The following is a 26,397-nucleotide window of genomic DNA, read 5'->3' as shown; positions in this document are numbered from 1 at the left end:
TGCCGGCCTTATTAATGACAAGGAGGTCGCCATGCGCACCCTTTATATCTCCATCATAGTGGCATCCGCAGTATTGGCATCGGGGTGCACCATCAACCAAACGGTGACTCCCGTTCAGCTTTCTCAGGACCTGGCACCGGAAATCTGCATGATTCCTGCTAAGGGTCTGCGCGAAGGGTTCAATACGACCTACGTCAGGTTGCTGACCGAGAAAGGCTTTCATACACGTCAGATTCCGCCGGGCAGCAGCCCGTCCAGCTGCCCTCTGACGACAACCTATATCGGAACCTGGAGTTGGGACGTGGCCATTTACATGAGTTATGCCGACATTCGCGTTTATCAATTTGGTCAGCAAGTGGGCCAGGCTGAATATGATTCGCGCTGGGGCGGTGGACGTGTGATCGACAAGTTTATCAATGCAGAGAAAAAGATCACCGAGATGACCAACCAGTTATTTCCCAAAGGCGCCGCAGGGTTGAAAGGCGCCCAAGGTTCGAACTCAGTTGCCGGCACATCCCCCCTGACAAAAGAAGCCTACCAGCAGCAACAGCTCGATCTGCTTAAACATCAGAGTCTTCCTTATGCTGAATATCAAAAGCGCTACAAGCAAATAATGGCCGAATAGCTCGACAAGCTTACCGGGGTAATTGCCAGCGCCTGATCCCTTTGCCCGCGATTCGTGCTCAGTGTCAGGCGGCAGCCAGAGTCCGACGATCTGCGCAGGTCGAACTTCATGGAGTTTCCCCCTTGGTCACTGTAAAGAGCCCGAAAGAGCTTGCGCCTGTCCAAGACAAATCACTGGTTACCATAGCGGCTCAGGAAAATAGCCGCCCGTTTCGTCACCACGGGCAAGGAGCCCAACTCGATGGTTTCATTTTCACTGTGCGCACCTGCCCCCCACGCACCAAGACCGTCCAGGCTCGCAGTCACATACTTGTTCACATAGGAAATATCTGCGCCGCCTCGTTCTGCTGAAGGCGCCGACTCCAAAGCAGGTCCGTCGAGATCCTGGCTGACCTGACTGTAGGCTGCCAGTAGTTGGCGATTGCTTTCGCGATCCGCCATGACCGGCATGATGGCTTTTATTTTCAGGTCGCTGTTGGTCTGCGGCAGCGGGTGACTGGCTATGTCCTTCATTCGGGTTTCCGCAGAGGCCCTCTGGTCTTCACTGCTGAAGCGCAAATCACCATGCACCGACGTGATCCGGGCAACTGTTGTCTTTCTTCCAGAAGCCGTGCCTTGCCCACTGGCGCTATCTTCCACAGCCGTTGAGCCGCCCAGAATGAGTCCCGGATTGATGGTCAGGCCCTGCTCGTTCGACAGTTTCTGACGAATCTCGTCAAGCACTCGGGCCGACTCGTACATCGCACCAAAACCGGTCTCAGGCTGAAAGATCGTCGCTGAATGTTTGTCGATGCCGGTGCTGGTCAAAAACCATTCGCTCAGCCCTCTTCGCTCGGTGATCAGTTGATTGGGCGACAAGGCGAATTCGAAGCCCAGCGCAATGTCGCTTCTTTTGGCTTCGGCGATCAGCCACTCTCTGGAAATCTCGGTCGGTTTGGCCGCCAGCTCTTCATCGCCTATCAAGACTACCGAGATGTTCATCTTTTCCAGCGCGCCGCTGTGCTTGAGCGCCTGCAATGCATAAAGCATCGTGACCACGCCGCCTTTGTCATCAATGACGCCGGGGCCCTTGGCTTTTTTGCCGCCGTCCAGGTAAGCGAACGTCTGAAAGCGGCTTGTTTGAGGAAAGACCGTATCCAGATGGCCTATCAGCAGAATACGTTTTGCAGACTTGCTGCCGTCATGCACAGCGACAAGGCTGCCGGCATGGTTCATTGCCGAGGGCAGGTCGTGCCAGGCGGTCTCGAAACCCAACGCCTCCAGCTCCGGCTTGATCAGGTTACCGACCTTGACGACACCCTCAACGTTGTCTGTCCCGCTGTTGATGTTGACCAGCTTCTCAAGCAACGCGATCTGTTCGGTGCCGTGACTGTCGATGTAAGACGTGATGTTCTGTTCATCACGTGCCGTTCCTGCCAATGCACCTTCGCAGACGACCAGAGTAAGGAGCAGAGCAATACATTTTTTCATGCGGGATAGAGTCCACTTGGCGATCAATCAATAGCATCAGATTACCCGTGACGGGCCTGACTGTGCCGACTTAAGTGGCAGGCAGGCTCTATGGGTTCCCTTAAACGGGTGTTCGACAGATGCAAACCCGAATATTTTACCCACCCAAAGAAGCGACGCTGGAAGATGAGCCGAATAGCCTGCACAATCGGCTCATCTCATGAGCCGAATAAATCCTTTATTCGGCTCACTGCACAGGCATATCCGATGTCCGAACATCTCTGGATCTGGCAGCAACCGGACTGGCCGTTTTTCAGCTGGGACGAAGAACGCATCGCACCGTTACTGCGGGCATGTGCCAAGGCTCAAGGACAGTTGCTGGGTATGAGCGGTGCTGTGGCTGGCGATACCGGAATGCAGGAGGTTCTGGATACGCTGCTACAGAACATCATCACCTCGTCTGCCATTGAAGGCGAGCAGTTGAATGTGGGCTCTGTAAGGTCTTCACTGGCCCGTCGCCTGGGAATTGCCGATAAAGGCAAGCTGAGCCCTCGCAGTGAGGGGTTGGCCGAACTGATGCTGGACGCCATCCGAGGACACGCCCAGGCGCTTGACTTGCAGCGTCTGTATGACTGGCATCGCTGGCTGTTTACAGCGGAGGACAACTCAGTCTCCGGGCGCATTCTGGCCGGCCAACTGCGTGGCGACGATCCCATGCAGGTTGTTTCCGGAAGACTTGATCGGCCAAAGGTGCATTTTGAAGCGCCACCCCGCCCGGTGCTTTCCCGGCAGTTGGACGATTTTATCGACTGGTTTGCCACCAGCCAGAATGACCAGCGTCTTGACCCATTCATACGTGCCGGTATTGCACATTTCTGGTTTTTGACGCTGCATCCCTTTGATGACGGCAATGGTCGTCTGACACGAGCACTGACTGACCTGGCACTGGCTCAGGGCGATCAGCAGGCCATTCGGCTGTTCGCCATGTCGGCCAGCATCCTCGACGACCGGACCGGGTATTACCGCGTATTGGAGGCCAGCCAGAAAAGCACGACCGACATAACCCAATGGCTGGAGTGGTTTCTGCGCACATTGCTGAGCAGTATTGAGCATGCCTTGGCTCGCATTGAACGCGTGCTGGCCAAAACACGGTTTTGGCAACTGCACACCCGCGACGGCTTGTCCGCCGAGCAGGTAAAGGTGCTCAATCGTCTGCTTGACGGAGGCGAGCGCGGTTTTGAAGAGGGGCTGAGCGCTGCGCAGTATCAAGCCGTGGCGAAAGTTTCCAAAGCCACGGCTACCCGTCATTTAAGCGCCCTGCTCGCCAACAACTGCCTGGTGCGCTTGCCAGGTGGCGGTCGAAGTACACGCTATCAGATCAATTGGTCTGCGCTGTAGCGAGCCGCAAAACCAACGGCGCTGCTAACGCTTCAGGCGCGCCCCACTGGTCGCAGTGACCGCAGCATCCAGTTCCGCGCCAGCAAGGAACTGGCTGTAGTAGTCGTGCAGTTCGGCCTCCCAGCTTGCGACCTCATCCAGCACGGCTTCAGCTTGCGACTTGTTCAGCGCAAAGTGACTGTGCTGGCTCAACAGATTGCCTCGATTGAGACGCGGACCTTCGATACCCACCGACATGGCAAGCACCTGAGCAGGCCCTTGGTCCAGAATCGGCAGCACGTCGTACATGGGCGACAGTCGCCAGGTGCTGTCTTTCCAGATAACCGCGTGGTTACGAGGATGGTCATCGGCATTGCCGACCAGCACGTTATAGGCCATGCGCCGATACAGCTCTCGCCTGTCCTGATCGGGAGCCCCCCGGCGATAGAGCTCGTCAGCGAGTGCAGCGTATTGCCAATCCGGATGGCTACGCGCTTTCCACTCGGCATCCAGCAAGGTCAGCCCGCTGAGCATCGGCAGCCGCCGAAAACGACCGGTACGCTCTTCAAAAAACCGGTCAAAGCGCTCGACCAAAAGCGTATTGATTCTTTCGCTGCGATACAGCGACGTGTTGGCCGCCTGAAGCCCTTTGAGCCCTGCGAATGTCATGCAGGCATGCTCTACAGAAGGCAGATCATAGTGATCGAATTTGTCACGGGGCTTGGCCAGGATCAACTTCTTGTCGAACAGGTAGGTTCGCTTTGGACGAGCGCCACCTGCCGAGGATCGCTGATCCCTGACCTTGAGAATCTCCAGTTGCTCGGCAGTGAGTTGGCTGTCATAGATTGCTTCGCAAGTATCGATAAAGTGATCGAGGCCTCTGGCATGCAGGGCCTTGGGAGGCGTCTGGCCCAACCCGTCCTGCGGCACGCGCGCCGCACCGGCCATGATGTTGCCAGCTCTGTCGCCGTTGGGGGACTTGAGCAGAAGCTGGATCGAATCCAGCGGGCCTTTCTCAACCCGATGCAACAGCCGCTCACCCCAGCCGTCCGGCATGGCGTCGTCAATAAAACCGGGAACGCCGCCATTTTTCGTAACGGAATAAGAGCGCGCAGACAGCGGATACCTGAAAGGATCCGGCACCCAGATGTTTTCCTGCACCGCATCAGGTGAATACTGAAAAGTCCCGACACCGGACTGAATCGTCAGCTTGCCCAGCGTAAGCGTCTGCCCGCTGACAGGGCACTCCATGTAAATATAAGCCTGAGCCATCAGAAATCCTCCGGCCTGTTCCTGGGTAAGCGGACGCGCTTGCGGTCGGCAGCTTCAAGCTGTTCGACGCTGAACGACTCGTCGTCTCGCAGCCCCTGAAACAAGCGCTCTGACACACCCAGGCCCCAGACCACCAGCATGAAGTCGCGCAGCGATACGCCGTCTGCGCTGCCAGCTTCAATGCGGCGGAACGTGCGAAGCGTGATGCCCAGCCTCTCGGCGAGATCGATCTGGCGAACGCCCTGCTGCAGCCTGGCCTGCTTCACCAGCAGGGCAATGCGCATCAGCGTGTCGGTGCATTGAACGGGGAAAAAAGCTTTCATGAGCAATACCGGCAAGCAGGGCGCGGGAAATCAAGAGATCACAAAGTAGCACGTATGCACACCTTTGGCTGCTGATAATGGCTCATGAAAACACACATTAACCACGATAAAGCTTCATATAGAGCCACCTTAAGAAGACATAAATCTTGCTCTTACTGCATTCAGAGCTCTTTTCCTACCGTTCATGTGCGCAAGGCCATGCTCACCGATCACCAACAAACCCCACCCATCGCCGGTCAAATGTGGCTTACTGAGGCCTACCATCATCCAATCAGGGATCTCTTCCCTACCCTCGCGGTCTCTTAACGCATGACGAATTCGCGCTCTGCTTTCATACCCTCCTGGCTTCGCCCTGTTCTGCGTCCTTTGCTGGATCCGTATCGCCGTTACCGGCATGCGCGGCTGATCCATGCGGCGCGGATTGCGGTGGGGTTGCTGGTAACCATCCTGCTGACCACGGGCCTGAATTTGCCGCATGGCGAATGGGCGTCGGTGACCATGCTGATCGTGATCGGCGGTTTGCAGCATCACGGCAATATCGGCAAAAAGTCAGTCGAACGGGCCTACGGGACGCTGATCGGCGCCGGGCTCGGCCTGATTGTGGTGGTGCAGCAGGGTTATCTGGAAATGCCGCTGCTGACCTACGCAATGATGTCGGTGCTGTGCGGCTTTTTCGCCTATCACGCCATCGGCAAGGGCGGCTACACCGCGCTGCTCTCGGCGATTACGCTGTTTATCGTTGCCGGACACGGTTACAACCCGATCAGCGACGGGCTGTGGCGCACGGTAGATATCCTGATTGGTATCGCGCTGGCGCTGGCCTTCTCCTTCGCGCTGCCGTTGTACGCCGTGTTTTCGTGGCGCTACAACCTGGCCAGCGGCCTGCGTGACTGCGCCAAGGTGTACGGACGCATTGTGCAAGGCCAGCCGGTCACCGCTGACGAGCACCTCAAGCTCACGGCCAGGCTCAACGCCACGATGCTGCAATTGCGCTCGCTGCTGCCGTCGGTCTCCAAGGAAGTGAAGATGTCCATGGTCGAACTGGACGCCATTCAGGGGCATTTCCGCATGTGCCTGAGCACCCTGGAAATTCTCGCCAACATTCGTCCTGCCGACCTGGACAAGGTGGCGGGTGAATCGTTGAAAGCCTCGCTGGACGGCGATTACCGGCAGATCCGTCGGCAGTTGATCGGCATGGCTCGCGCGCTGCAAACCGGCGCGACCGAGCGCTTGATACGTACGCCTGAAACGACTGAAACGCCAGCGGTGCAGCCAGTCATACCGGCCGAATTGATGGGCTATCACTTGATGACTCAGCAACTGGCGCAGAACCTCGACGGCTTGCAGGCACGTCTGGCCAAGACCGCCAAACGCTGGAAGTTCTGAAGGAAATGTCCGTGTCCGAAACCCGCCCGCCCGTGCTCGATGAAATTGATCAGAAATTGATCGCTGCGCTGCAAATCAACGCACGCGAAAGCGTCGCCATGCTGGCCCGCCAACTGGGCATCGCCCGCACCACCGTCACCTCGCGACTTGCACGGCTGGAAAGCAGCAAAGTGATCACCGGCTATGGCGTGCGTCTGGCGCAACGCGTGGTGAACGGCGGCTTGCAGGCCTATGTCGGCATCACCGTACAACCGCGCTCGGGCAAGGAAGTGCTACGGCGCTTGAGTGCGATGGCGCAGGTTCAGCAATTGTGTGCGGTGAGTGGCGAGTTCGATTATGTCGCCTGGTTGCGCACTGATTCTCCAGAGCAACTGGACCAGCTTCTTGACCTGATTGGCAGCGTGGACGGCGTGGAGAAAACCACCACGTCGATCATTCTCAGCAGCAAGATCGACCGTGGGCAGCCGGTCTGACTCAGTGCGAATAACGACGAAACACTCAAAACAACCACAAGCTTCGTCATTTAGCACAAACAAACTGCATTTCGACGACACTTTGCGTCTTATTAACGTGCTCGCGCTTATCTAGACTGTTGTTTTTCGCCGTTGCCCATCAAGGTCCGTCATGAAGAACAACCGTCACCCCGCCAACGGCAAGAAGCCGATCACCATGTTCGGCCCTGATTTCCCCTTTGCCTTCGATGACTGGATCGAGCACCCGAAGGGTCTGGGCAGCATTCCGGCTGAACATCATGGCGCAGAAGTGGCGATTATCGGCGCCGGTATTGCCGGGCTGGTAGCGGCTTACGAATTGATGAAGATGGGCCTCAAACCCGTGGTGTATGAAGCCTCCAAGATGGGCGGCCGTCTGCGCTCGCAGGAGTTCGAAGGCGCCAAAGGCATCGTTGCAGAATTGGGCGGCATGCGCTTCCCGGTGTCATCGACGGCGTTCTTTCACTACGTCGACAAGCTGGGCCTTGAGTCCAGGCCGTTTCCCAACCCGCTGACGGCCGCCTCCGGCAGCACGGTCATCGACCTGGAAGGCACCACTTATTACGCGCAGATGCTATCGGACCTGCCAGCCCTGTTTCAGGAAGTCGCCGATGCCTGGGCCGACGCACTGGAAAGCGGCTCGCAGTTCGGTGACATCCAGCAAGCCATCCGCGACCGTGATGTGCCGCGTCTCAAGGAGCTGTGGAACAAGCTGGTGCCGTTGTGGGACGACCGCACCTTCTATGACTTCGTCGCGACGTCCAAGGCGTTCGCCAAACTGTCCTTCTATCATCGCGAAGTGTTTGGCCAGGTCGGTTTCGGCACTGGCGGCTGGGATTCGGACTTCCCCAATTCGATGCTGGAAATCTTCCGCGTGGTGATGACCAACTGCGATGAGCACCAGCACCTGATCGTCGGCGGCGTGCAGCAAGTGCCGGTCGGGTTATGGAGCCACGTGCCCGAGCGTTGCACCCATTGGCCGAAGGGCACCAGCCTGTCTTCGTTACATCGTGGCGCGCCTCGCCCCGGCGTGAAGCGCATTGCGCGAGCCGAGGATGGAAGCTTTGCCGTGACCGACAACTGGGGCGACACCCGGCAATACGCCGCCGTGCTGACCACCTGCCAAAGCTGGCTGCTGACCACCCAGATCGAGTGCGAGGAATCGCTGTTCTCGCAAAAGATGTGGATGGCCCTGGACCGCACCCGTTACATGCAGTCGTCGAAGACGTTCGTCATGGTCGACCGGCCGTTCTGGAAAGACAAGGACCCGCAAACCGGTCGCGACCTGATGAGCATGACCCTCACCGACCGATTGACCCGTGGCACTTATCTGTTCGATAACGGCGACGACAAGCCGGGGGTGATCTGCCTGTCCTACTCGTGGATGAGCGATGCACTGAAGATGCTGCCGCAACCCATCGAGAAGCGCGTGAAGCTGGCGCTCGATGCGCTGAAAAAGATTTACCCGAAAGTGGACATCGCGGCGCGCATCATCGGCGATCCGATCACCGTTTCGTGGGAAGCCGATCCGCACTTCCTCGGCGCGTTCAAGGGTGCGCTTCCGGGCCATTACCGCTACAACCAGCGCATGTACGCGCACTTCATGCAGCAGGACATGCCCAGCGAACAGCGCGGCATGTTCATCGCCGGTGACGATGTGTCCTGGACGCCAGCCTGGGTAGAAGGCGCGGTGCAGACGTCGCTGAATGCGGTATGGGGCATCATGAATCACTTTGGCGGCAAGACTCACGCTGAAAACCCGGGCCCCGGCGATGTATTCCACGAAATCGGCCCGATCACGCTGGCTGACTGACAACCAGGGAAAACGTCATGCGCATAGCGCTGTATCAATGCCCGCCACTGCCGCTGGACATCAGCGGCAACCTGGCTCGTCTGGAGCAACAGGCCGTCAGCGCCGCCGCACAAGGTGCGAATGTGCTGATTTGCCCGGAGATGTTTCTGACCGGCTACAACATTGGCGCCCAAGCGGTCAGTGAGCTGGCGCAGGCACACGACGGTTCGGCAGCTACGCGCATCGCTGCGATCGCGAAGGCCAATGGCATTGCGATCCTGTACGGCTACCCGGAGCGCGATACCGATCAGCAGGTGTACAACGCTGTGCAACTGATCGACGAGCACGGCGTCAGTCTGTGCAACTACCGCAAGACGCATTTGTTCAGTGAGCTGGACAGATCGATGTTCTCCGCGGGCGCAGACTATTTCCCGGTGGTTGAATTGAACGGCTGGCGATTGGGCATGCTGATTTGCTACGACGTGGAATTCCCCGAAAACACTCGCCGGCTGGCGCTGGCAGGGGCCGAGCTGATCCTGGTGCCGACCGCGAACATGGCGCCTTACGACTTTGTCTGTGACGTGACCGTGCGGGCGCGGGCGTTCGAGAACCACTGTTACGTGGTATACGCCAACTATTGCGGCAGCGAAGGCGAGATTCGTTACTGCGGGCTTAGCAGTCTCTGCGCACCGGACGGCAGCCGCCCGCTGCTGGCAGGTCAGGACGAAGGCTTGCTGGTGGGGACGCTGGACAAAGCACTGCTGGCGCAGGCCAGAACGGTGAACGACTACTTTGTTGATCGTCGGCCAGAGTTGTATACGTCACTGACCCGAGCCCGAGACTGATACATCAAGCGGCTGCAGCGGCCTCTTCGTGAGCAATGCGGATCGCCGCCCCGGTCACTCCCACATTTTGGACTGCCCCCCGGAAGTTGGACAGTTTTAGCTTGCCGCCTGAGTCCTGTATTTTACGGGGCTCAGGCCGCCTAGCTTCAGCTTAATGCGGTCATGGTTGTAGTAGCGGATGTACTCCTCCAGACCTGCCGTCAGCTCTTCTATGCTTTCAAATCGTTTCAAGTAGAAAAACTCGGACTTAAGCGTACCAAAAAAGCTTTCCATCGCAGCGTTGTCCAGGCAATTTCCCTTACGAGACATGCTTTGCTTCACACCCTTTGCCGCCAGTTTCTGACGGTACTGCGCGTGTTGATACTGCCAGCCTTGATCCGAGTGCATCACAAGCTTCGGCTCGTCTTGCAACTGCTGCAACGCCTTGTCCAGCATACTGGTGACCAGCTCAAAGCACGGCCTGGTAGACAATTCGTACGCCACGATCTCACCGTTGTACAGGTCCATCACAGGCGAGAGATACAGCTTTCGATTGGCCACTTTAAACTCGGTCACATCGGTCACCCATTTCTGGTTCGGGCGTTGCGCCGTGAAATTGCGCTCCAGCAAATTCGGTGCAATTTTTCCGACGGTGCCCTTATAGGAACGGTATTTTTTTGGTCGAACAACGGAGCGCAGACCCAGTTCAGCCATCAATCTCTCCACAACCTTCTTGTTGACCAGCGTGCCTGAGTTGCGGATAACCGCTGTGATGCGCCGAGCCCCATAAAGACCTCTCTCCTCGTGATAAATCCGCTCTACCTCCTGCTTTAGAGCAGCATCTGGATCGGGTCTGGATTGCACCTGAACCTGATAGTAGAACGTACTGCGCGCCAAGCCCGCCAGCGTCAGAAGGGCGCAGAGCGAGAAGCGGCTCCTCAGTTGTTTGACGATCAGGGCTTTTTCTTTTGCCGTCGTTGCTGCTCCTTCAACTCTTCCAACTTTTTTAGGTAAGCGTTCTCCATGCGCAGGTATTCGAGCTCGGCCATTAACTGGTCACGCGTCTTCTGCGTATCGTCGTCGATTACTGGTGCGGTGGGATAAGGCTTCTTGGGCATGGCAACAGACTTTCTTCTCTTGGGAACGTAGGGGGCTAGATCGTTACTGTAATGCTGCTGTTCCCAAATGACTATTTGGCCAGGATCACCAATACCAAAATGCGCTGCGGTCTGGCGAAGGGACAGCCCGTGCTCGCGCTTGTGCTCCAGCACTGAGCGTTTGAAGGCTTCGCTGTACCGAAGACCAGGCTTACGATGGCCTGTGTGCCCATGGCTCTTGTAATTGGCGACCCAGCGTCGAAGCAGGCTGGAATCGATCGAGAACTGGCTGGACACCTTGCGAAAGCCTATGTTGCCTGCAAGATAGGCTTTGACGACGGTGAGCTTGAATTGCTCTGAATACTTGGCCATTTGAACACCCCCATTAGGTCGGATTGGTGTCCAACTTCTTGGGGGCAGTCCATTTACGGGGCACACATGGCCCCTGTGGGAGCGAACTTGTTCGCGAAGACTGTGTTTCAGGCGATCCAATTCCTGCGACTGTACTGGCCATCTCAACTATCATGCCAGGCTCGCGAACTCCGTCGGTTATCCGCTAGCATGACGCTTTGCCTTCCCTGCTCCTGTGGACGCCCTCATGCCTGCCCCTCAATCCGCTGACCTCAGACGCATCACGCTGGCCAACGGCCTGAGTGTGGCGCTGTGTCACGATTCGCGGCTCAAGCGCAGTGCGGCATCATTGCGCGTGGCCGCAGGCAGTCACGATGCGCCGCTGGCGTGGCCGGGGCTGGCGCACTTTCTGGAGCATCTGTTTTTCCTCGGCACCGAGCGCTTCCAGGCCGGGGAAAACCTGATGACGTTCGTGCAGCGTCACGGCGGTCAGGTGAATGCCAGTACCCGTGAACGCACCACCGACTTCTTCTTCGAACTGCCGCAGACGGCATTCGCTCAAGGGCTGGAGCGGCTGTGCGACATGCTCGCCCGGCCGCGCATGACCGTCGCCGATCAGCTGCGCGAACGCGAAGTGTTGCACGCCGAGTTCATCGCCTGGCGTGGCGATGCAAACGCGCGCGATCAGTTACGTTTGCTGGCTGCAGTCAATCCACAGCACCCGCTGCGCGGCTTTCATGCGGGCAATCGCTACAGCCTCTCGGTGCCCAACCCGGCCTTTCAACAGGCGCTGCAAAACTTCTATCAGCGCTTCTATCAGGCCGCACAGATGACCCTGTGCCTGAGCGGTCCGCAATCGTTGGCGGAACTGGAAACGCTGGCTAATACGCATGGCGCACTGTTCGCCAGCGGCACAAAAGTCAGACAGCACGCCCCTGCGCCGCTGATGAAGCACCCAACCAGCCTTGAACACATCGACGAGCAAAAACACCTGCTGTTCGCCTGCGAGCACCTGCCCGCGAAAGCTGACGAGGCCGTGGCGTTCCTCTGTCACTGGCTGAATGCCGCGCAGCCGGGCGGGCTGATCGCCACATTGATCGAGCGGGGCCTGATCGAGTCGCTTAACGCAACGCCGCTGTATCAGTTTGATGGGCAACTGCTGCTGGATATCGAGCTCAACGCAAATCGGCCGAGCGCATCCACGATAAAATCGCTGCTTTTGAGCTGGCTCCGGTTCTTCAAAACCCAATGGCCAGCGCTGATCGAGGAATATCAACGCCTGGAACAGCGCCGCCTGCAAATGAGCGGAGCACTGACCCTGGCACACCATCACTGTCGTGAACTGCCTGCACAGTTGAGTGACCAAGGCGCTGACGCATTGCGTGAGCTGCTGGAACAACTCACAAGCAACGCTCTGATCGGCTCGGCACCAGTGGATAACCTGGACAGCACGCTGGCCGAATGGCGCCTGCCAGCGCCCAACCCCTTTCTGGAATCCATAGCCGAAGACAGCCCTGAAGCGGCGCTTTACCTGCGTTGGGAATTACCTTCAGCGCAGCCGACGCTTTGGCAGATGCTCAATACCCGGCTCACGCCACTGATCGAGGACGCCCGGCAAGCCGGTGTAAACCTGACGTTCAGTGCCTACGGCAACTACTGGCAGATACAGCTGAACGGTTTGCGGGCACCGATGGTGGCGGTCATCGAACACGCTCTGCAACGCCTGCGACACGCCGCACCTGGACCGCTGACACACGCCGGGCAGGCCAGTGAACCGCTGATCCCTGTTCGCCAGTTGCTCAAGCATCTTGCTGATCACTATTTGATCAGCAAACAGGCGCAAACCACGGGTGATCTGCACACCGTCTGGAAACATTCGCGCTGGATCAGCTTCGCCAGCGGGTTCTGCGCCGCCAGCCAGTTGCAGTTGAACACCGCACTGAACGCCACCCCGGGCACCCGGCAAACAGACGTGCCCACGCTACCCGCCATTCGCCTCGGCAAACGCTGGAGCAGCGAAGCATCGTCCTCGTCCGAAAACGCCGTGCTGGTATTTTGCCCTGCGCCAACGGCCTCAGTCGAAGATGAAGCCGCCTGGCGGCTGCTCGCGCACCTGCTGCAAGCGCCGTTCTACCAGCGGCTGCGCGTCGAGTTGCAATTGGGGTACGCGGTGTTCAGCGGCATCAGGCAGATCGCCGGGAGGACCGGGCTGCTGTTCGGTGTGCAATCGCCCACCTGCAGTGCCGATCAGCTTTTTCAGCACATCGAGGCGTTTATCGGCCGTTTGCCGGCGCTCATTCGCACTGCAGACCTGCCCGAGCAAATCCGGGTGCTGTCCGCCCAGTTCGACCCCGCAAACATGCCGGATCAGCAACAGGCAGATATACACTGGCAGGCGTACCTTGCCGGGCATCGGGCGCATCATTCGCAAGCCCTGCAGCGCGCCCTGTCAAATCTGGATACACACTCGCTGCTCGCCACCGCCAACCAACTGATTGACGCTGCAGGCGGCTGGCTCATCGTAGCCAGCCGCCCTGCCAGCGCGGCCGTCCCGTTATCCTTACCTGAACGGTAACGGTCTTTTCTGCAGATTCTGGCCCTGCCAAATTGTTAAATTGAGTAACATAGCTCCCTAAGCATCTGAACGTATGCCGTCAGCGGTGCACTAAGATGTAGTCACCAACCGTAGCATTCATCCGAGGAGATTTTTATGTCGTGGACTAAACCTGCTTACACTGATCTGCGTATCGGTTTTGAAGTCACCATGTACTTCGCAAGCCGTTGATTTCATTGCGCTGTGAAGCCTCGGTTCGCCGGGGCTTTTTTTATGGTTGTAGCGGTTCTTTGTTTTTGTGTTCCAGATTGTGTGCCAGGGAGCTGACATGTACATCCAGATTCTAGGTTCCGCTGCGGGCGGTGGATTCCCGCAGTGGAACTGCAACTGCGTCAATTGTGCGGGTTTTCGTGACGGCAGCCTGCGGGCGCAAGCGCGTACCCAGTCGTCCATCGCGCTGTCCGACGACGGCGTGAACTGGGTGCTGTGCAATGCCTCGCCGGATATTCGCGCGCAACTGCAGGGTTTTGCGCCCATGCAGCCGGGGCGGGCGTTACGCGATACCGGCATCAGCGCTATCGTGCTGATGGACAGCCAGATCGACCACACCACCGGCTTGCTCAGTTTGCGCGAAGGCTGCCCGCATCAGGTCTGGTGTACCGACATGGTCCATGAAGACCTGAGTACCGGCTTCCCGCTGTTTGAAATGCTCAAGCACTGGAACGGCGGCCTGAACTGGAACCGCATCGAGCTGCAAGGTAGCTTCGTGATCCCGGCCTGTCCGAACCTGCGCTTCACACCGTTCCCGCTGCGCAGCGCGGCACCGCCTTACTCGCCGCACCGGTTCGACCCGCATCCGGGCGATAACATCGGCCTGCTGGTCGAAGACACACGCACCGGCGGCAAGCTGTTCTACGCGCCGGGCCTGGGCAAGGTCGATGAAGCGCTGGCCGAGAAAATGCGCGACGCCGACTGCCTGCTGGTCGATGGCACGATGTGGGACGATGACGAGATGCAGCGCCGTGGCGTCGGCACCCGCACCGGCCGGGAAATGGGCCATCTGGCACAGAACGGGCCTGGCGGCATGCTCGACGTGCTGGAAGGCTTCCCCGAGCAGCGCAAGGTGCTTATCCACATCAACAACACCAACCCGATTCTCGACGAAGACTCGCCGGAGCGCGCCGAACTGGTCCGGCGCAACGTTGAAGTCGCCTTTGACGGCATGAGCATCGAGCTTTAGGAGCTGACATGAGTGAAGCGACTGCGCTGTCCCCGGCTGAATTCGAGCAGGCCTTACGTGCCAAGGGCGCCTATTACCACATCTATCATCCGTTTCATGTGGCGATGTATGAAGGCCGCGCGACCCGCGAGCAGATTCAGGGCTGGGTCGCCAACCGCTTTTACTATCAGGTGAACATCCCGCTCAAGGACGCCGCCATTCTGGCCAATTGCCCGGATCGCGAGATTCGTCGCGAGTGGATTCAGCGCCTGCTGGACCACGACGGCGCGCCCGGTGAAGACGGCGGCATCGAAGCCTGGCTGCGCCTCGGCGAGGCCGTGGGGCTGGACCCGGATCAGTTGCGCTCGCAGGAACTGGTACTGCCCGGTGTGCGCTTTGCGGTCGATGCCTACGTGAACTTCGCCCGCCGCGCCAACTGGCAAGAGGCCGCCAGCAGCTCGCTGACCGAGTTGTTCGCACCGCAGATTCATCAATCGCGCCTGGACAGCTGGCCACAGCATTACCCGTGGATTGACCCCACAGGTTACGAGTATTTCCGTACTCGCCTGGGTCAGGCACGTCGCGATGTGGAACACGGCCTCGCAATCACGTTACAGCACTACACTACGTATGAAGGCCAGCAGCGCATGCTGGAAATCCTGCAGTTCAAACTCGACATTCTGTGGAGCATGCTCGATGCCATGTCCATGGCGTATGAATTGAACCGCCCCCCGTACCACAGCGTCACAGACCAGAAGGTCTGGCATAAGGGGATTACGCCATGAAGCACGAGATAAAACACGATCCGGCTTTTCGAGCACTTACGCCCAAGTGGCACCACGGCTATCGCTTTCAATACGAGCCTGCGCAAAAAGCTCATGTGGTTCTTTACCCGGAAGGCATGATCAAGCTCAATGACAGCGCGAGCCTGATCGGTGGGCTGATTGATGGAGAGCGCACGATCGCCGCTATCATCGCCGAACTGCAAAGGGAATTCCCCAACATCCCCGAGCTTGGAATGGACGTCGACGACTTCATGAAAGTGGCCAAAGAAAAGTACTGGATCGATCTTGTCTGATATCGCGCCTGCTGCCCACAGCCCTTACATACCGCCCACCCCGGAGGTCGGCCTGCCGCTGTGGCTGCTGGCCGAGCTGACCTATCGCTGCCCGCTACAATGCCCTTACTGCTCTAACCCGCTGGATTTCGCCAGGCAGGGTCAGGAGCTGACTACCGAGCAGTGGTTCAAGGTCATGCAGGAAGCGCGTGAAATGGGGGCCGCCCAGATCGGTTTTTCCGGTGGCGAGCCGCTGGTGCGTCAGGACCTGGCCGAGCTGATCGCCGAAGCTCGGCGATTGGGTTTTTACACCAACCTGATTACCTCAGGCATCGGCCTGACAGAAGAAAAGATCATCGCCTTCAAAAAGGCCGGGCTGGACCATATCCAGATCAGCTTTCAGGCCAGCGACGAGCAAGTGAACAACATGCTCGCCGGCTCGAAAAAAGCCTTTGCGCAAAAGCTGGAGATGGCCAAAGCGGTGAAGAAGCACGGCTATCCGATGGTGCTGAATTTCGTGACCCACCGGCACAACATCGACCGGATCGACAAGATCATCGAGCTGTGTCTGGCGCTGGAAGCGGACTTCGTCGAGCTGGCAACCTGTCAGTTCTATGGCTGGGCGCACCTGAACCGCGTCGGTCTGCTGCCCACCAAGGATCAACTGGTGCGCGCCGAAGCGGTCACCAATGAGTACCGCGACCAGTTGGCCGCGCAAGACCATCCCTGCAAACTGATCTTCGTGACCCCCGATTACTACGAAGAGCGTCCCAAGGCCTGCATGAACGGCTGGGGCAATATCTTCCTGACCGTCACCCCGGACGGCACCGCCCTGCCCTGTCACGGCGCGCGACAGATGCCGATCCAGTTTCCCAATGTGCGCGAACACAGCATGCAGCACATCTGGTACGACTCGTTCGGCTTCAACCGCTTTCGCGGTTACGACTGGATGCCCGAGCCGTGCCGTTCGTGCGACGAGAAGGAAAAGGACTTCGGCGGCTGTCGCTGCCAGGCGTTCATGCTGACCGGCGATGCTGCCAATGCCGACCCGGTGTGCAGCAAGTCTTATCACCACGGGATCATCACTCAGGCTCGCGACGAGTCCGAAACCGCTACTCAAACCATTGAAGAGCTGGCCTTTCGCAATGACCGAAACTCACGCCTCATCGCAAAATCTTCCTGACACCCTGACCGCCGCACAGGCGGTCGCCGCTGGCGTTGACTTCGCCGAGCTGGACGTCAGTTCGGCGGGCCTGTTCTGGAACGAATACCGCCCCGAAGACGGCGCATGTCGCATCTGGCACTGGTACGCCAACAGCAAGCACTGCCTGACGCCGCAAGGCTTCAGTGTGCGCAGCCGGGTGTACGAGTACGGCGGCGGCTCGTTCTGCCTGGCTGACGATGCCGTGGTGTTCGTCAACGAGCGCGATCAACAGCTGTACCGCCAGGCGCTGGACGCCAGCGTGCCGGTTGCGCTGACTCAGGGCGACAAACGCTATGGCGGCGTGTTCTTCAGCAATGGCCAGGTACTCGCCGTCGAAGAAGACCACAACACCCATAGACTGGTCGCTATCAATCTGGCTGACGGGCAGCGCGTGTTGCTGGCCGAAGGCGCTGATTTCTATGCCTCGCCGATCGTCAGTGCCAACGGCAAGCGCCTGGCCTGGATCGAATGGCAGCGCCCGCATCAACCGTGGACCCGCAGCCGCCTGATGTGTGCGGCAAAGCAGGACGATGGCCAATGGGGCGTCGCCGTGTGCATTGCAGGCGACGGCGCTGAAGAATCCCTGCAGCAACCTCGTTTTGATGCCCGGAGTCGCTTGTATTGCCTGACCGACCGCGCCGGGTTCTGGCAGCCGTGGGGCGAAACACCGTCCGGGTTTGCTGCGCTTCCTGCCGCCTCCGCCGATCATGCGTCTGCACCCTGGCAACTGGGCAGTTGCACCTGGCTGCCGATCAATGACGGCTATCTGGCCAGTTGGTCGCAGGACGGTTCAGGGGTATTGGGGCTTTGTCAGGCTGATGGCTCAACAGAGGATTTCAGCGTTGGTTACAGCCGCTTTCGCAGCCTCGCGGTTGACGAAGAGTTTGTCTATTGCATCGCCGCTTCGGCCGTGAGCACGGCGGCAGTGCTGGCCATTTCCCGCGCCGATCACAGCGTGCACGTGCTGGCAGGCGGTGGCTCCCCGCTGCCTGCCGAACTGATCAGCCGCCCGCAGGCGCTGTGCTATCCCAGCGGCGGAGCCGAGGCCTATGGCTATTTCTATCCGGCCATGACGGGTGCGCAAAAGCCGCCGTTGGTGGTCTTCATCCACGGCGGCCCGACCTCAGCCTGTTACCCGGTACTCGACCCGCGCATTCAATACTGGACGCATCGCGGCTTTGCCGTTGCAGACCTCAATTATCGCGGCAGCAGCGGCTACGGACGCGCCTATCGCCAAGGCCTGCACCTGACCTGGGGCGTGGCGGATGTGCAAGACGCTTGCGCCGTGGTCACGCATCTGGCCGAGCGCGGCTTGATTGACGAACAACAGGCCTTCATCCGTGGCGGCAGCGCTGGCGGTTACACCACGCTGTGCGCACTGGCCTTCGAGGACGTGTTTCGCGCAGGGGCCAGCCTGTATGGCGTCAGCGATCCGGTCGCACTGGCCAAGGCAACGCATAAGTTCGAGGGCGATTATCTGGACTGGCTGATCGGCGACCCGGTAACAGACATCGAACGCTACGAGGCACGCACGCCTTTGCTACATGCAAATCTAATCAGCGTGCCGGTGATTTTCTTCCAGGGCGAACTGGACGCCGTGGTGGTGCCGGAGCAGACCCGCGCCATGCTCAAGGCTCTGCAGGACAACGGCATCAAGGCCGAAGGGCACTTTTACCCGGACGAGCATCATGGCTTCCGCAAGGCACATAACCAGGCAGATGCGTTGGAGAAAGAGTGGCGTTTTTACCGGGACGTGCTTGATCAGGCCGTGTGATCGTTCCCGATGGGGAACGATCAACGAATGCGCCGTGGCGTTACTTACGCGAAACGATGATGTAGATCGCGTGGATGATGCCTGGAATGTAGCCCAGCAGGGTCAGCAGAATATTCAGCCAGAAAGCGCCAGCGAAGCCGACTTGCATGAACACGCCCACCGGAGGCAGCAGAATGGCGAAAATGATACGAATGATGTCCATGAAAAGCTCCTGATTGATTGGCTCTGATTGGCCATACAGCTAATCGACCCTTGCCGGCGGTGAGGGTTCAACCGGCTCTGGCACGACGCCATTATTCTTTCTCTGGGGGCTTTATCTAAAGAAGACCGCGACACGCGGCGCAAGGGGGCGTTCAAGGCGGAATTGATGAACAGCGAAAACCTCAATCCTTAAAACGCAGACAAAGAAAACCCCGCCTAAGCGGGGCTTTCCAGACTGTTTCCCTGATTTCCCTTTCACCCCGCCGTCCTGGCAGGCTTCCCTACGTGTCCCTGTTATGTCTTGTTGCGCTTCCTGCGCTACGTCCATGTACAAAGATTAACTTTGGATCCCTTTATTGGGAAGAGGTCAATTGGCACCACGGAGTGTAAGCAAATGCTTACACGACTTTTTCAAGTCAGAATTGTGATGCCTCCAACAAAAACAGTGATTCACTGCCTGCCCGCACCGAGGCATCCAGCGAATGAATACGCGGCAGCAGGCGGGCGAAGTAGAAGCGCGCCGTGCCCAGCTTGCTCGCATAAAAGTCGTCCTGCTGCTCCTTGCCAAAGGCTGCCTTGGCCATCATCGCCCACATGTAGGCGTAAGCGGTGTAACCGAACAGATGCAGGTACTCAACGGATGCAGCGCCGATCTCGTTCGGGTTGCTACGCGAGCGGTCCAGCACCCAGCCGGTCAGCTCGTCCAGCATATTCAACGCTGCCGTCAGCGGTCGGGTAAATTCACCGAGCGAGCTATCGGAAGTATCGATGAACTGGCGCACTTCATCCGAGAACAACTGATAGAGCGCGCCATTGGAGCCGACGATCTTGCGCCCCACCAGGTCCAGTGCCTGAATGCCGTTGGTGCCTTCATAGATCTGCGTGATACGCACGTCACGCACCAGTTGCTCCTGACCCCACTCACGAATGTAACCGTGACCACCGAACACCTGCTGGCCGTGGACCGTGGTTTCCAGACCGATGTCGCTCAGGAAGGCCTTGGCGACTGGCGTGAGCAGCGCTGCCAGATCATCGGCACGTTTACGCGCGGCGTCATCTTCGCTGAACTTGGCGATGTCCAGTTGCAGAGCAACGTAACTGGAGAATGCCCGACCGCCTTCGTTGAAGGCTTTCATGGTCAGCAGCATGCGCCGCACATCAGGGTGGACGATGATCGGATCAGCGGCCTTGTCCTTGTTCTGTGCACCGGTCGGGGCACGGCTTTGCAGACGATCAACAGCGTACTCGACAGCGTTCTGATAAGACTGCACACCGGACGCCAGACCCTGGATACCGACACCCAGACGTTCGTAATTCATCATGGTGAACATCGCCGCCAGGCCCTTGTTCGGCTCACCGATCAGATAACCGACGGCGTCATCGAAGTTCATCACACAGGTGGCCGACGCCTGAATACCCATCTTGTGCTCAATGGAACCACAACTGACGGTATTGCGCGCACCGAGGCTGCCGTCGTCACCGACCATGAACTTGGGCACCAAAAACAGCGAGATCCCTTTCGGCCCGGCCGGAGCGTCCGGCAGCTTGGCCAGTACCAGGTGAATGATGTTCTCGGTCAGGTCGTGCTCACCGCCGGTGATGAAAATCTTGCTGCCAGTGATCGTGTAGGCGCCGTCCGTCTGCGGTTCGGCTTTAGTGCGAATCATGCCAAGGTCCGTACCGGCGTGCGCCTCGGTCAGGCACATCGAACCTGCCCAGACGCCCGAGTACATGTTGGGCAAAAATTTGGCCTTGAGCGCTTCGGTGGCGTGGGTGTTTATCGATACGCAGGCGCCGGAGGTCAGCATCGCGTACAGGCCGAACGCCAGGCTGGCGGAGTTGATCATCTCCTCGACCTGAGCCGAAACAATCTTGGGCATGCCCATACCGCCAAACACGGGGTCGCCACCCACGCCGACCCAGCCGCCCTCTGCGTAAATCCGGTAGGCCTCCGGGAAACCTGCCGGAGTGGTCACGACAGTGTCTTTCCAGTGGCAGCCTTCCTCATCACCGTTGCGGCTCAGCGGGGCGATGGTCTTGCTGGTGACTTTGCCGGCTTCTTCAAGAATGGCATCGACCGTTTCGGCGTCGACTGTTTCAGCCAGCTCAGGCAGTTGAGCCCAGAGTCTGGAAACTTCGAACACTTCATTGAGGACGAAGCGCATATCGCGCAGTGGCGCTTTGTAGTCAGCCATGGCAAACCTCGTGAACTCGGAGCAAGAGACCTGTGGAAGCTGATCGATGCACGCAATGATGCAGATCAGCTGTCGATAACCACGAGTCTACCCGAACAACATTTCAGAGACATAGGGTCGTGTCATGACTCAATAGTCATAACAGGTCACGAGAAAGTGCCTGATTTGCTCAGTGGGCAGCTTCGGTGGTGCGCACTGCGCCGCGCCGGTTCAACTGCCCGTAGGCGACCACACAATTGCGCCCTGCGCCTTTGGCCGCGTACAGCGCCTGGTCTGCGCTCTTGAGCACTTCTTCCGGGGTGCGGTGCTCTGGCTGACGCTCGGCTACGCCAATACTGACCGTCACCGATACACTGGCTTCGTGAGCGCCGCTGCGCCGCTGGCGTCCTTGCTGATCGTCCTGAGGACGGCTGTCTTTGTTGCGCAACTGGATCGCGTAATTGGCGATGGTTTCGCGAATGGCTTCCAGGTGCGGCATACATTCATCGATGGTTTTGGCGGCAAACACGATGGCGAATTCTTCACCGCCATAGCGGTACGCCCTGCCGCCACCGTTGGTGATTTTCGACAGTTTGCTGGCGACCAGACGCAGCACCTGATCCCCTACATCGTGGCCGTGGGTGTCGTTGAATTTCTTGAAGTGATCCACATCACTCATCGCCAGCACATAATTGCGCCCCAGACGCTGCATGCGCTCATTGAGCGCCCGGCGTCCGGGCAAGCCGGTGAGCTCGTCGCGAAAGGCCATCTGATAAGCCTCGTGAGCAACGGCGGCGGCGATCATCAGCATGACCTGGCTGCAGAGAATGTTGAGGGTGAAGGGCAGGATGAACGTTTTCGGCAGCGCCCAGAACAAACCCAGCAGACCGACGATCTGTGCGGCATGCAGCGGTCGCGGTTTTTCCAGGTACTGCCAGATGAGCACGGCGAACGACAACAGAAACATCGCGTAAGACAACTGAATCAGGCTCATCCACGAACCGTGCAGCGCGGGCCAGCGAATATCCGCCAGCCACACTTGCAGTTCGACCGGGTAACTCTGCTCCAGCCCCAGAGCCACGCTGCCCACCGCAATCAGCACCGCAAGCCGCGCCACCAGATCCTGGAACAGGTGAGTGCGCTCCTCCCACGCCGCATAAAGGCCGAATAACACCGGCAGCAGCAGGCAGACCAGATGGAAGATGACCGCGGCATCCTCGCGCACCTTGCCGTTGTCACGGTAAAAGTCGGTCTGGGTGTCGAGAAGGTAATAGGCGATATACACCGTGACCATCAGAAACAGCTCGCGCTGGCGCCGGTAAACACAGCAATACGCACCGCCCAACAGCAACACCAGTGTCGGCAGCACGTTGAACAGCGAAGTGAGAAACACGTTGAGGTCTTTTACGTACGCAGCAGCAAACCCCGCCACCAGCAAGCCAAGCGAAGGCAGAAAATGACTCAAGCGTGCAGCTGATGGACGCAACAAAAGAGGTTCCCTCCTACCTGGCATCGAAATGACGCACAGACTGGTGGCATTGTGCCCTCAGCCAGCGAACAATGCATTCGGCAGGATCAATAAACAAGCTACTTCTGTAACGGCAGGAGGCTGGAAATGTTTATTCGTGATTCTCGCTACGCCGCGCACTCAAGATCGGACGCAGAGCGTCCAGAACAGCATGCGACGCGGAGCCACGCACGATAGTCATAAGTGACTGAAAGGTCCGTTGAATGTAATCGCTCCATGAACCCCACATTCAAAGCCGCCCTCTGATCCCTGATGCTGTGCTCCCGATTCCTTTCTAGAGCCAGCACATCATGATGCGTCCCGACGCCAAAGTCGAAAAAGTCTATCTCTATCCCAAACCTGTCGACTTCCGAAAATCCATCGACGGCCTCGCCACGCTGGTCGAACTGGACATCAAGGTCGCAGTGTTGCTCAAGCAGATGCTTGCAAAGATGCAATCCAGAATGGGCATGCTCGAAGAGCAAGTTGCCCTGCTGAGGCAGCGGCTGTTCGGTCAAAAATCGGAACAGATGATCGACCCGAAGGCTCCCCAAATGGCGCTGTTCAACGACGCCTGACACGAGGTTGAACTGGCGCACGAGGCCATTGAAGAAGAGGTCGTAGCTCCAGCCAGACGTCGTGGCAAGCGCAAGCCGCTGCCTGCCGATCTACCGCGCATCGAAGTCATCCACGAACTGCCCGAGTACGAACTGATCTGCGCCCGCGGTTACCGTAAACACAGCATTGGTGAGGAAATCAGCGAGCAGCTCGAGATCGTGCCGACGCAAATCCGCGTTATCAAACATGTGCGCAAGATCTACGGTTGCCGCGAGTGCGAAGCCGCCCCAGTCACCGTGGACAAGCCTGCTCAACTGATTGAAAAAAGCATGGCCAGCCCCAGCGTTTTGGCGATGTTGCTGACGACCAAATACGTCGATGGCCTGCCACTGCATCGCTTCGAAAAAGTGTTGGGTCGCCACGGTATCGAGCGAGATTTAAAAGAAGTCGGCGATGAACGTCGCCACGAAAGCCGACAGCAAAACAGCCTACCTGTGCTGGCGCAGTTGCACACATGGCTGGAGAAAACCCAGCCACAAGTGACGGCGCAAAATGCGCTGGGCAAAGCCACCAGCTACCTGGCCAGCAACTGGATCAAGTTGGTACGCTACACCGAAGCCGGTTATTTGCAGATCGACAACAATGCGGCAGAGCGTGCGATCAGCCCCTTCGTTACCTTCCAGCGTGGAACCGGGAGACGGATAGAACAGCGAGATCGGCTGGTCAGGATCGTCTATCGGACGGTTACGATCTGCGCGCCCGCCAGCAGCTCTGCTCACTGACGAGCATCATCAAAAAGGGAACCTGATGCTGCTCAGTGACCACTCATAACCTTAAATTATGAGGATATGAGGAGATGCATTATGAAAAACGCATTTGACCTGCTTGTGGAAGGGCTGGCTAAGGACTACAACATGCCGCCCTTGCCTGACAAGAAACATATCGATGAAGTCTATTGCTTTGAGTTTCAAAGTGGTATGAACGTAAAAGTATACCAAGACGAATTTCGCTGGGTATATTTCACCGCTGACGTTGGGACATTTCAAGATAGCAGTATTGACACATTAAACTACGCGCTCCAGCTGAACAACTTTAGCCTTAGAAAACCTTTCCTGACCTTCGGAATGACGAAGGAGAAAAATGGTGTATTGCATACACGCACCCCCTTGATTGAGGTAGACAACGTGCAAATGCGCAGGATATTTGAGGAGCTTATAGGCGTGGCAGGTGAAATCAGAAAAACACTAAAACTCAAATAGTAGCGAGGAAGTTTTTTAGCCTTGTGAACTCTGGTAATGTCACATAAATGCATCAATATTACATGGGCACTGTACATACACCAGAGCGTCGGGCATAAAAGAAGCAATCTGCAGTTTTTAAAAAGAGGAAACCATTATAGGTAATATTTGCGGCACCTCGGGCTCACGTCATGTGTATAGCCCATCCCATACACAACGAATAACTTCAGCTCCCTCTACATCCACTCATGTTGGTGGAGATACACTGACATCCATTCATCAGCTTTCGCATAGTCAGAGAGAGCAGTTTCTGAACATGCATGATCCAATGAGAGTAATGGGACTTGACCATGATACCGAGCTTTTCAGAACGACGGATAGTCGCTATATAAAAAACGATAAACTCGCGGGCAATCCACAATCCATGGCGAGTATCCTTATGCATGAAGAACTGCGCCCCAATCGTTTTGCCAGCCATACAGGTGCCCAACCACACGAAGCAAGGGCGTACGTTCCGAAAAGAATAAAAGCCACCGATCTAGGAGTTCCATCACTGAACGTAATGACTGGCTCGCTAGCGCGAGACGGAATTAGAGCTTATGATCACATGAGTGATAATCAGGTCTCTGTCAAAATGCGACTGGGAGATTTTCTCGAAAGGGGTGGCAAGGTCTATGCCGACGCTTCGTCTGTAGCTGACGATGGGGAAACATCACAAGCTCTGATTGTCACATTGCCCAAAGGACAGAAAGTGCCGGTCGAAAGGGTCTGAATATCGGTGCTCGTCTAAACTGTAGATGAGCATCTCAAGCGTGTCGCAAACGCAGCGTCACAGACTCATATCCACTTTATGCATGCAAATAGCGGGTTACTCTGCATCGACAGAAAAGTGGGCATATTCAATGTGCATGGCCTTTTAATATAAAAGGCCATGAGCATTTAACCTGGACAAAACCAACTCAATCACGCACATAACAACGGTGATAGATATGACTTTCATAATCAACAACCTAATAGTAGCGCCATGAATATAAATCGACAACTGCCTGTATCAGGCTCGGAGCGATTGTTGACTCCCGACGTGGGCGTATCTCGCCAGGCTTGTTCCGAAAGGCATTATTCTACTGGACAGGATCGGCATGATTTTTACCGTTTTGCTGCCAGGCTACATGTGGATGCGCAGTGTTTTGGTCTGTCAATAGACGATTTGATGGATAAGTTTTCTGACAAGCACTTCAGGGCTGAGCATCCTGAATACAGGGATGTCTATCCGGAGGAATGTTCTGCCATTTATATGCATACCGCTCAAGACTATTCTAGTCACCTCGTAAGGGGGGAAATAGGAACGCCGCTGTACCGAGAGGTCAATAATTATCTTCGACTTCAACATGAGAATTCTGGGCGAGAAGCTGAAATTGATAATCACGACGAAAAGCTATCGCCTCACATAAAAATGCTTTCATCTGCGCTTAATCGTTTAATGGATGTCGCCGCTTTTAGAGGAACGGTTTATAGAGGCATTCGCGGTGATTTAGATACCATTGCTCGGCTCTACCATCTATTCGATACGGGCGGCCGGTACGTAGAGCCCGCTTTCATGAGTACAACTCGAATAAAGGACAGTGCCCAGGTGTTTGAGCCAGGCACGCCAAACAACATAGCTTTCCAGATAAGCCTAAAAAGAGGCGCCGACATTTCGGGATCTTCCCAAGCGCCCTCAGAGGAAGAAATCATGCTACCCATGATGAGTGAGTTCGTCATTGAACATGCATCCGCTCTTTCCGAAGGAAAGCATTTATTTGTATTAAGTCAGATTTGAGTCCATGAAGGAGGCCGTACGAAAAATGTGCGATGCGCCAGACGCGATTGATGAAAGCGAGTCTGGCCTGCCAGCGATAAATTACGTCAAACACAGAAAATCGCAT

The 26,397-nt window shown here is 57.3% G+C and carries 24 protein-coding genes and 1 pseudogene; 17 read left to right on the top strand and 8 right to left on the bottom strand.

What is annotated here, in order from left to right; all coding sequences use genetic code 11:
- Positions 1-31: 31 nt before the first annotated feature.
- Entirely contained in the window at positions 32-625 is a 594-nt protein-coding gene (locus PSPTO_RS02735) for an Sbal_3080 family lipoprotein (protein WP_011103172.1), read from the top strand.
- Positions 626-795: 170 nt separating this feature from the next.
- Here the strand turns inward: PSPTO_RS02735 and PSPTO_RS02730 are convergent, their stop codons facing one another.
- Positions 796-2,094 (bottom strand): M20 family metallopeptidase, encoded by a 1,299-nt coding sequence (locus tag PSPTO_RS02730; protein ID WP_011103171.1) that lies wholly within the window; start codon positions 2,092-2,094, stop codon positions 796-798.
- Positions 2,095-2,340: 246 nt separating this feature from the next.
- Between PSPTO_RS02730 and PSPTO_RS02725 the strand changes: the two genes are divergently transcribed.
- Positions 2,341-3,471 carry a Fic family protein gene (locus PSPTO_RS02725; RefSeq protein ID WP_005763812.1) on the top strand — a complete coding sequence of 377 codons (1,131 nt, stop codon included), beginning with the start codon at positions 2,341-2,343 and terminating at the stop codon, positions 3,469-3,471.
- Positions 3,472-3,495: 24 nt separating this feature from the next.
- Here PSPTO_RS02725 and PSPTO_RS02720 read toward each other — a convergent pair whose 3' ends face one another.
- From PSPTO_RS02720 to PSPTO_RS30610, 3 genes are all read right to left on the bottom strand, one after another.
- The gene (locus PSPTO_RS02720; protein ID WP_005763811.1) at positions 3,496-4,722 is read right to left on the bottom strand and encodes a type II toxin-antitoxin system HipA family toxin; all 1,227 of its coding nucleotides are present in this window, start codon (positions 4,720-4,722) and stop codon (positions 3,496-3,498) included.
- The gene (locus PSPTO_RS02715) at positions 4,722-5,045 is read right to left on the bottom strand and encodes a helix-turn-helix domain-containing protein (protein ID WP_005737537.1); all 324 of its coding nucleotides are present in this window, start codon (positions 5,043-5,045) and stop codon (positions 4,722-4,724) included. Before PSPTO_RS02715 ends, PSPTO_RS02720 begins: the two co-directional genes overlap by 1 nt.
- Before the next feature lie 129 nt (positions 5,046-5,174).
- The gene (locus tag PSPTO_RS30610) at positions 5,175-5,441 is read right to left on the bottom strand and encodes a hypothetical protein (protein WP_074842959.1); all 267 of its coding nucleotides are present in this window, start codon (positions 5,439-5,441) and stop codon (positions 5,175-5,177) included.
- Between PSPTO_RS30610 and PSPTO_RS02710 the strand changes: the two genes are divergently transcribed.
- From PSPTO_RS02710 to PSPTO_RS02695, 4 genes are all read left to right on the top strand, one after another.
- The gene (locus tag PSPTO_RS02710) at positions 5,355-6,431 is read left to right on the top strand and encodes an FUSC family protein (RefSeq protein ID WP_005763809.1); all 1,077 of its coding nucleotides are present in this window, start codon (positions 5,355-5,357) and stop codon (positions 6,429-6,431) included. The two genes, PSPTO_RS30610 and PSPTO_RS02710, sit on opposite strands and share 87 nt — an antisense overlap.
- Before the next feature lie 11 nt (positions 6,432-6,442).
- On the top strand, positions 6,443-6,904 hold the full coding sequence (locus PSPTO_RS02705) for an Lrp/AsnC family transcriptional regulator (RefSeq protein WP_003383369.1): 462 nt from the start codon (positions 6,443-6,445) through the stop codon (positions 6,902-6,904).
- Between the two features lie 151 nt (positions 6,905-7,055).
- On the top strand, positions 7,056-8,735 hold the full coding sequence (locus PSPTO_RS02700) for a flavin monoamine oxidase family protein (RefSeq protein ID WP_005763807.1): 1,680 nt from the start codon (positions 7,056-7,058) through the stop codon (positions 8,733-8,735).
- Positions 8,736-8,752: 17 nt separating this feature from the next.
- Positions 8,753-9,559 (top strand): carbon-nitrogen hydrolase family protein, encoded by an 807-nt coding sequence (locus PSPTO_RS02695; RefSeq protein ID WP_005763805.1) that lies wholly within the window; start codon positions 8,753-8,755, stop codon positions 9,557-9,559.
- A 96-nt stretch (positions 9,560-9,655) separates the two neighbouring features.
- On the opposite strand, the gene PSPTO_RS02690 is transcribed toward PSPTO_RS02695, so the two are convergent.
- Positions 9,656-11,007, bottom strand: a protein-coding gene (locus tag PSPTO_RS02690) for an IS3-like element ISPsy8 family transposase (RefSeq protein ID WP_149032136.1) whose coding sequence is annotated in 2 segments (ribosomal slippage) — positions 9,656-10,548 and positions 10,548-11,007 — 1,353 coding nt in all. Because the reading frame shifts where the segments join, the coding sequence is not laid out codon by codon here.
- Positions 11,008-11,233: 226 nt separating this feature from the next.
- Between PSPTO_RS02690 and pqqF the strand changes: the two genes are divergently transcribed.
- The 7 genes from pqqF (at position 11,234) to PSPTO_RS02655 (ending at position 18,794) form a co-directional block, all read left to right on the top strand.
- Entirely contained in the window at positions 11,234-13,561 is a 2,328-nt protein-coding gene (gene pqqF / locus PSPTO_RS02685) for a pyrroloquinoline quinone biosynthesis protein PqqF (protein ID WP_057443183.1), read from the top strand.
- Between the two features lie 135 nt (positions 13,562-13,696).
- Positions 13,697-13,771 (top strand): pyrroloquinoline quinone precursor peptide PqqA, encoded by a 75-nt coding sequence (gene pqqA, locus PSPTO_RS02680; RefSeq protein WP_003422658.1) that lies wholly within the window; start codon positions 13,697-13,699, stop codon positions 13,769-13,771.
- Between the two features lie 97 nt (positions 13,772-13,868).
- A complete protein-coding gene (pqqB, locus tag PSPTO_RS02675; RefSeq protein ID WP_005763801.1) occupies positions 13,869-14,780 on the top strand; it encodes a pyrroloquinoline quinone biosynthesis protein PqqB in 912 nt (303 codons plus the stop codon).
- Between the two features lie 8 nt (positions 14,781-14,788).
- Complete coding sequence (gene pqqC / locus PSPTO_RS02670; RefSeq protein WP_005614033.1) at positions 14,789-15,544, top strand: pyrroloquinoline-quinone synthase PqqC; 756 nt, start codon at positions 14,789-14,791, stop codon at positions 15,542-15,544.
- Positions 15,541-15,837, top strand: coding sequence for a pyrroloquinoline quinone biosynthesis peptide chaperone PqqD (gene pqqD, locus PSPTO_RS02665; RefSeq protein ID WP_005614032.1), 297 nt, complete (start codon positions 15,541-15,543; stop codon positions 15,835-15,837). The genes pqqC and pqqD overlap by 4 nt, the downstream gene beginning before the upstream one ends.
- Positions 15,830-16,999: a pyrroloquinoline quinone biosynthesis protein PqqE gene (gene pqqE / locus PSPTO_RS02660; protein WP_005763799.1), complete on the top strand. Its 1,170-nt coding sequence runs from the start codon at positions 15,830-15,832 to the stop codon at positions 16,997-16,999. The genes pqqD and pqqE overlap by 8 nt, the downstream gene beginning before the upstream one ends.
- Positions 16,962-18,794, top strand: coding sequence for a S9 family peptidase (locus PSPTO_RS02655; RefSeq protein ID WP_005763797.1), 1,833 nt, complete (start codon positions 16,962-16,964; stop codon positions 18,792-18,794). The genes pqqE and PSPTO_RS02655 overlap by 38 nt, the downstream gene beginning before the upstream one ends.
- Positions 18,795-18,834: 40 nt before the next feature.
- Here PSPTO_RS02655 and PSPTO_RS02650 read toward each other — a convergent pair whose 3' ends face one another.
- From PSPTO_RS02650 to PSPTO_RS02640, 3 genes are all read right to left on the bottom strand, one after another.
- The gene (locus tag PSPTO_RS02650) at positions 18,835-18,996 is read right to left on the bottom strand and encodes a YqaE/Pmp3 family membrane protein (protein ID WP_002555565.1); all 162 of its coding nucleotides are present in this window, start codon (positions 18,994-18,996) and stop codon (positions 18,835-18,837) included.
- Between the two features lie 415 nt (positions 18,997-19,411).
- Positions 19,412-21,190, bottom strand: coding sequence for an acyl-CoA dehydrogenase C-terminal domain-containing protein (locus PSPTO_RS02645; RefSeq protein ID WP_011103167.1), 1,779 nt, complete (start codon positions 21,188-21,190; stop codon positions 19,412-19,414).
- Between the two features lie 169 nt (positions 21,191-21,359).
- On the bottom strand, positions 21,360-22,658 hold the full coding sequence (locus tag PSPTO_RS02640; protein ID WP_010207011.1) for a GGDEF domain-containing protein: 1,299 nt from the start codon (positions 22,656-22,658) through the stop codon (positions 21,360-21,362).
- 458 nt (positions 22,659-23,116) lie between these two features.
- Between PSPTO_RS02640 and PSPTO_RS30025 the strand changes: the two are divergent.
- The 4 genes and pseudogenes from PSPTO_RS30025 to PSPTO_RS02610 all read left to right on the top strand — a co-directional run.
- Positions 23,117-23,908 (top strand): annotated as a pseudogene (locus PSPTO_RS30025) (transposase); the annotation flags it as partial.
- Between the two features lie 189 nt (positions 23,909-24,097).
- Positions 24,098-24,493 carry a CesT family type III secretion system chaperone gene (locus PSPTO_RS02620; RefSeq protein WP_011103165.1) on the top strand — a complete coding sequence of 132 codons (396 nt, stop codon included), beginning with the start codon at positions 24,098-24,100 and terminating at the stop codon, positions 24,491-24,493.
- 136 nt (positions 24,494-24,629) lie between these two features.
- Positions 24,630-25,244 carry a type III secretion system effector HopF2 gene (gene hopF2, locus PSPTO_RS02615; protein WP_011103164.1) on the top strand — a complete coding sequence of 205 codons (615 nt, stop codon included), beginning with the start codon at positions 24,630-24,632 and terminating at the stop codon, positions 25,242-25,244.
- A 252-nt stretch (positions 25,245-25,496) separates the two neighbouring features.
- Positions 25,497-26,291 (top strand): ADP-ribosyltransferase, encoded by a 795-nt coding sequence (locus PSPTO_RS02610; RefSeq protein ID WP_011103163.1) that lies wholly within the window; start codon positions 25,497-25,499, stop codon positions 26,289-26,291.
- Positions 26,292-26,397: the final 106 nt, after the last annotated feature.

The sequence above is a fragment of the Pseudomonas syringae pv. tomato str. DC3000 genome (genome assembly GCF_000007805.1).
In the GTDB taxonomy this organism is placed as follows: domain Bacteria; phylum Pseudomonadota; class Gammaproteobacteria; order Pseudomonadales; family Pseudomonadaceae; genus Aquipseudomonas; species Aquipseudomonas avellanae.
This window is presented reverse-complemented; position numbering and strand designations above follow the sequence as displayed.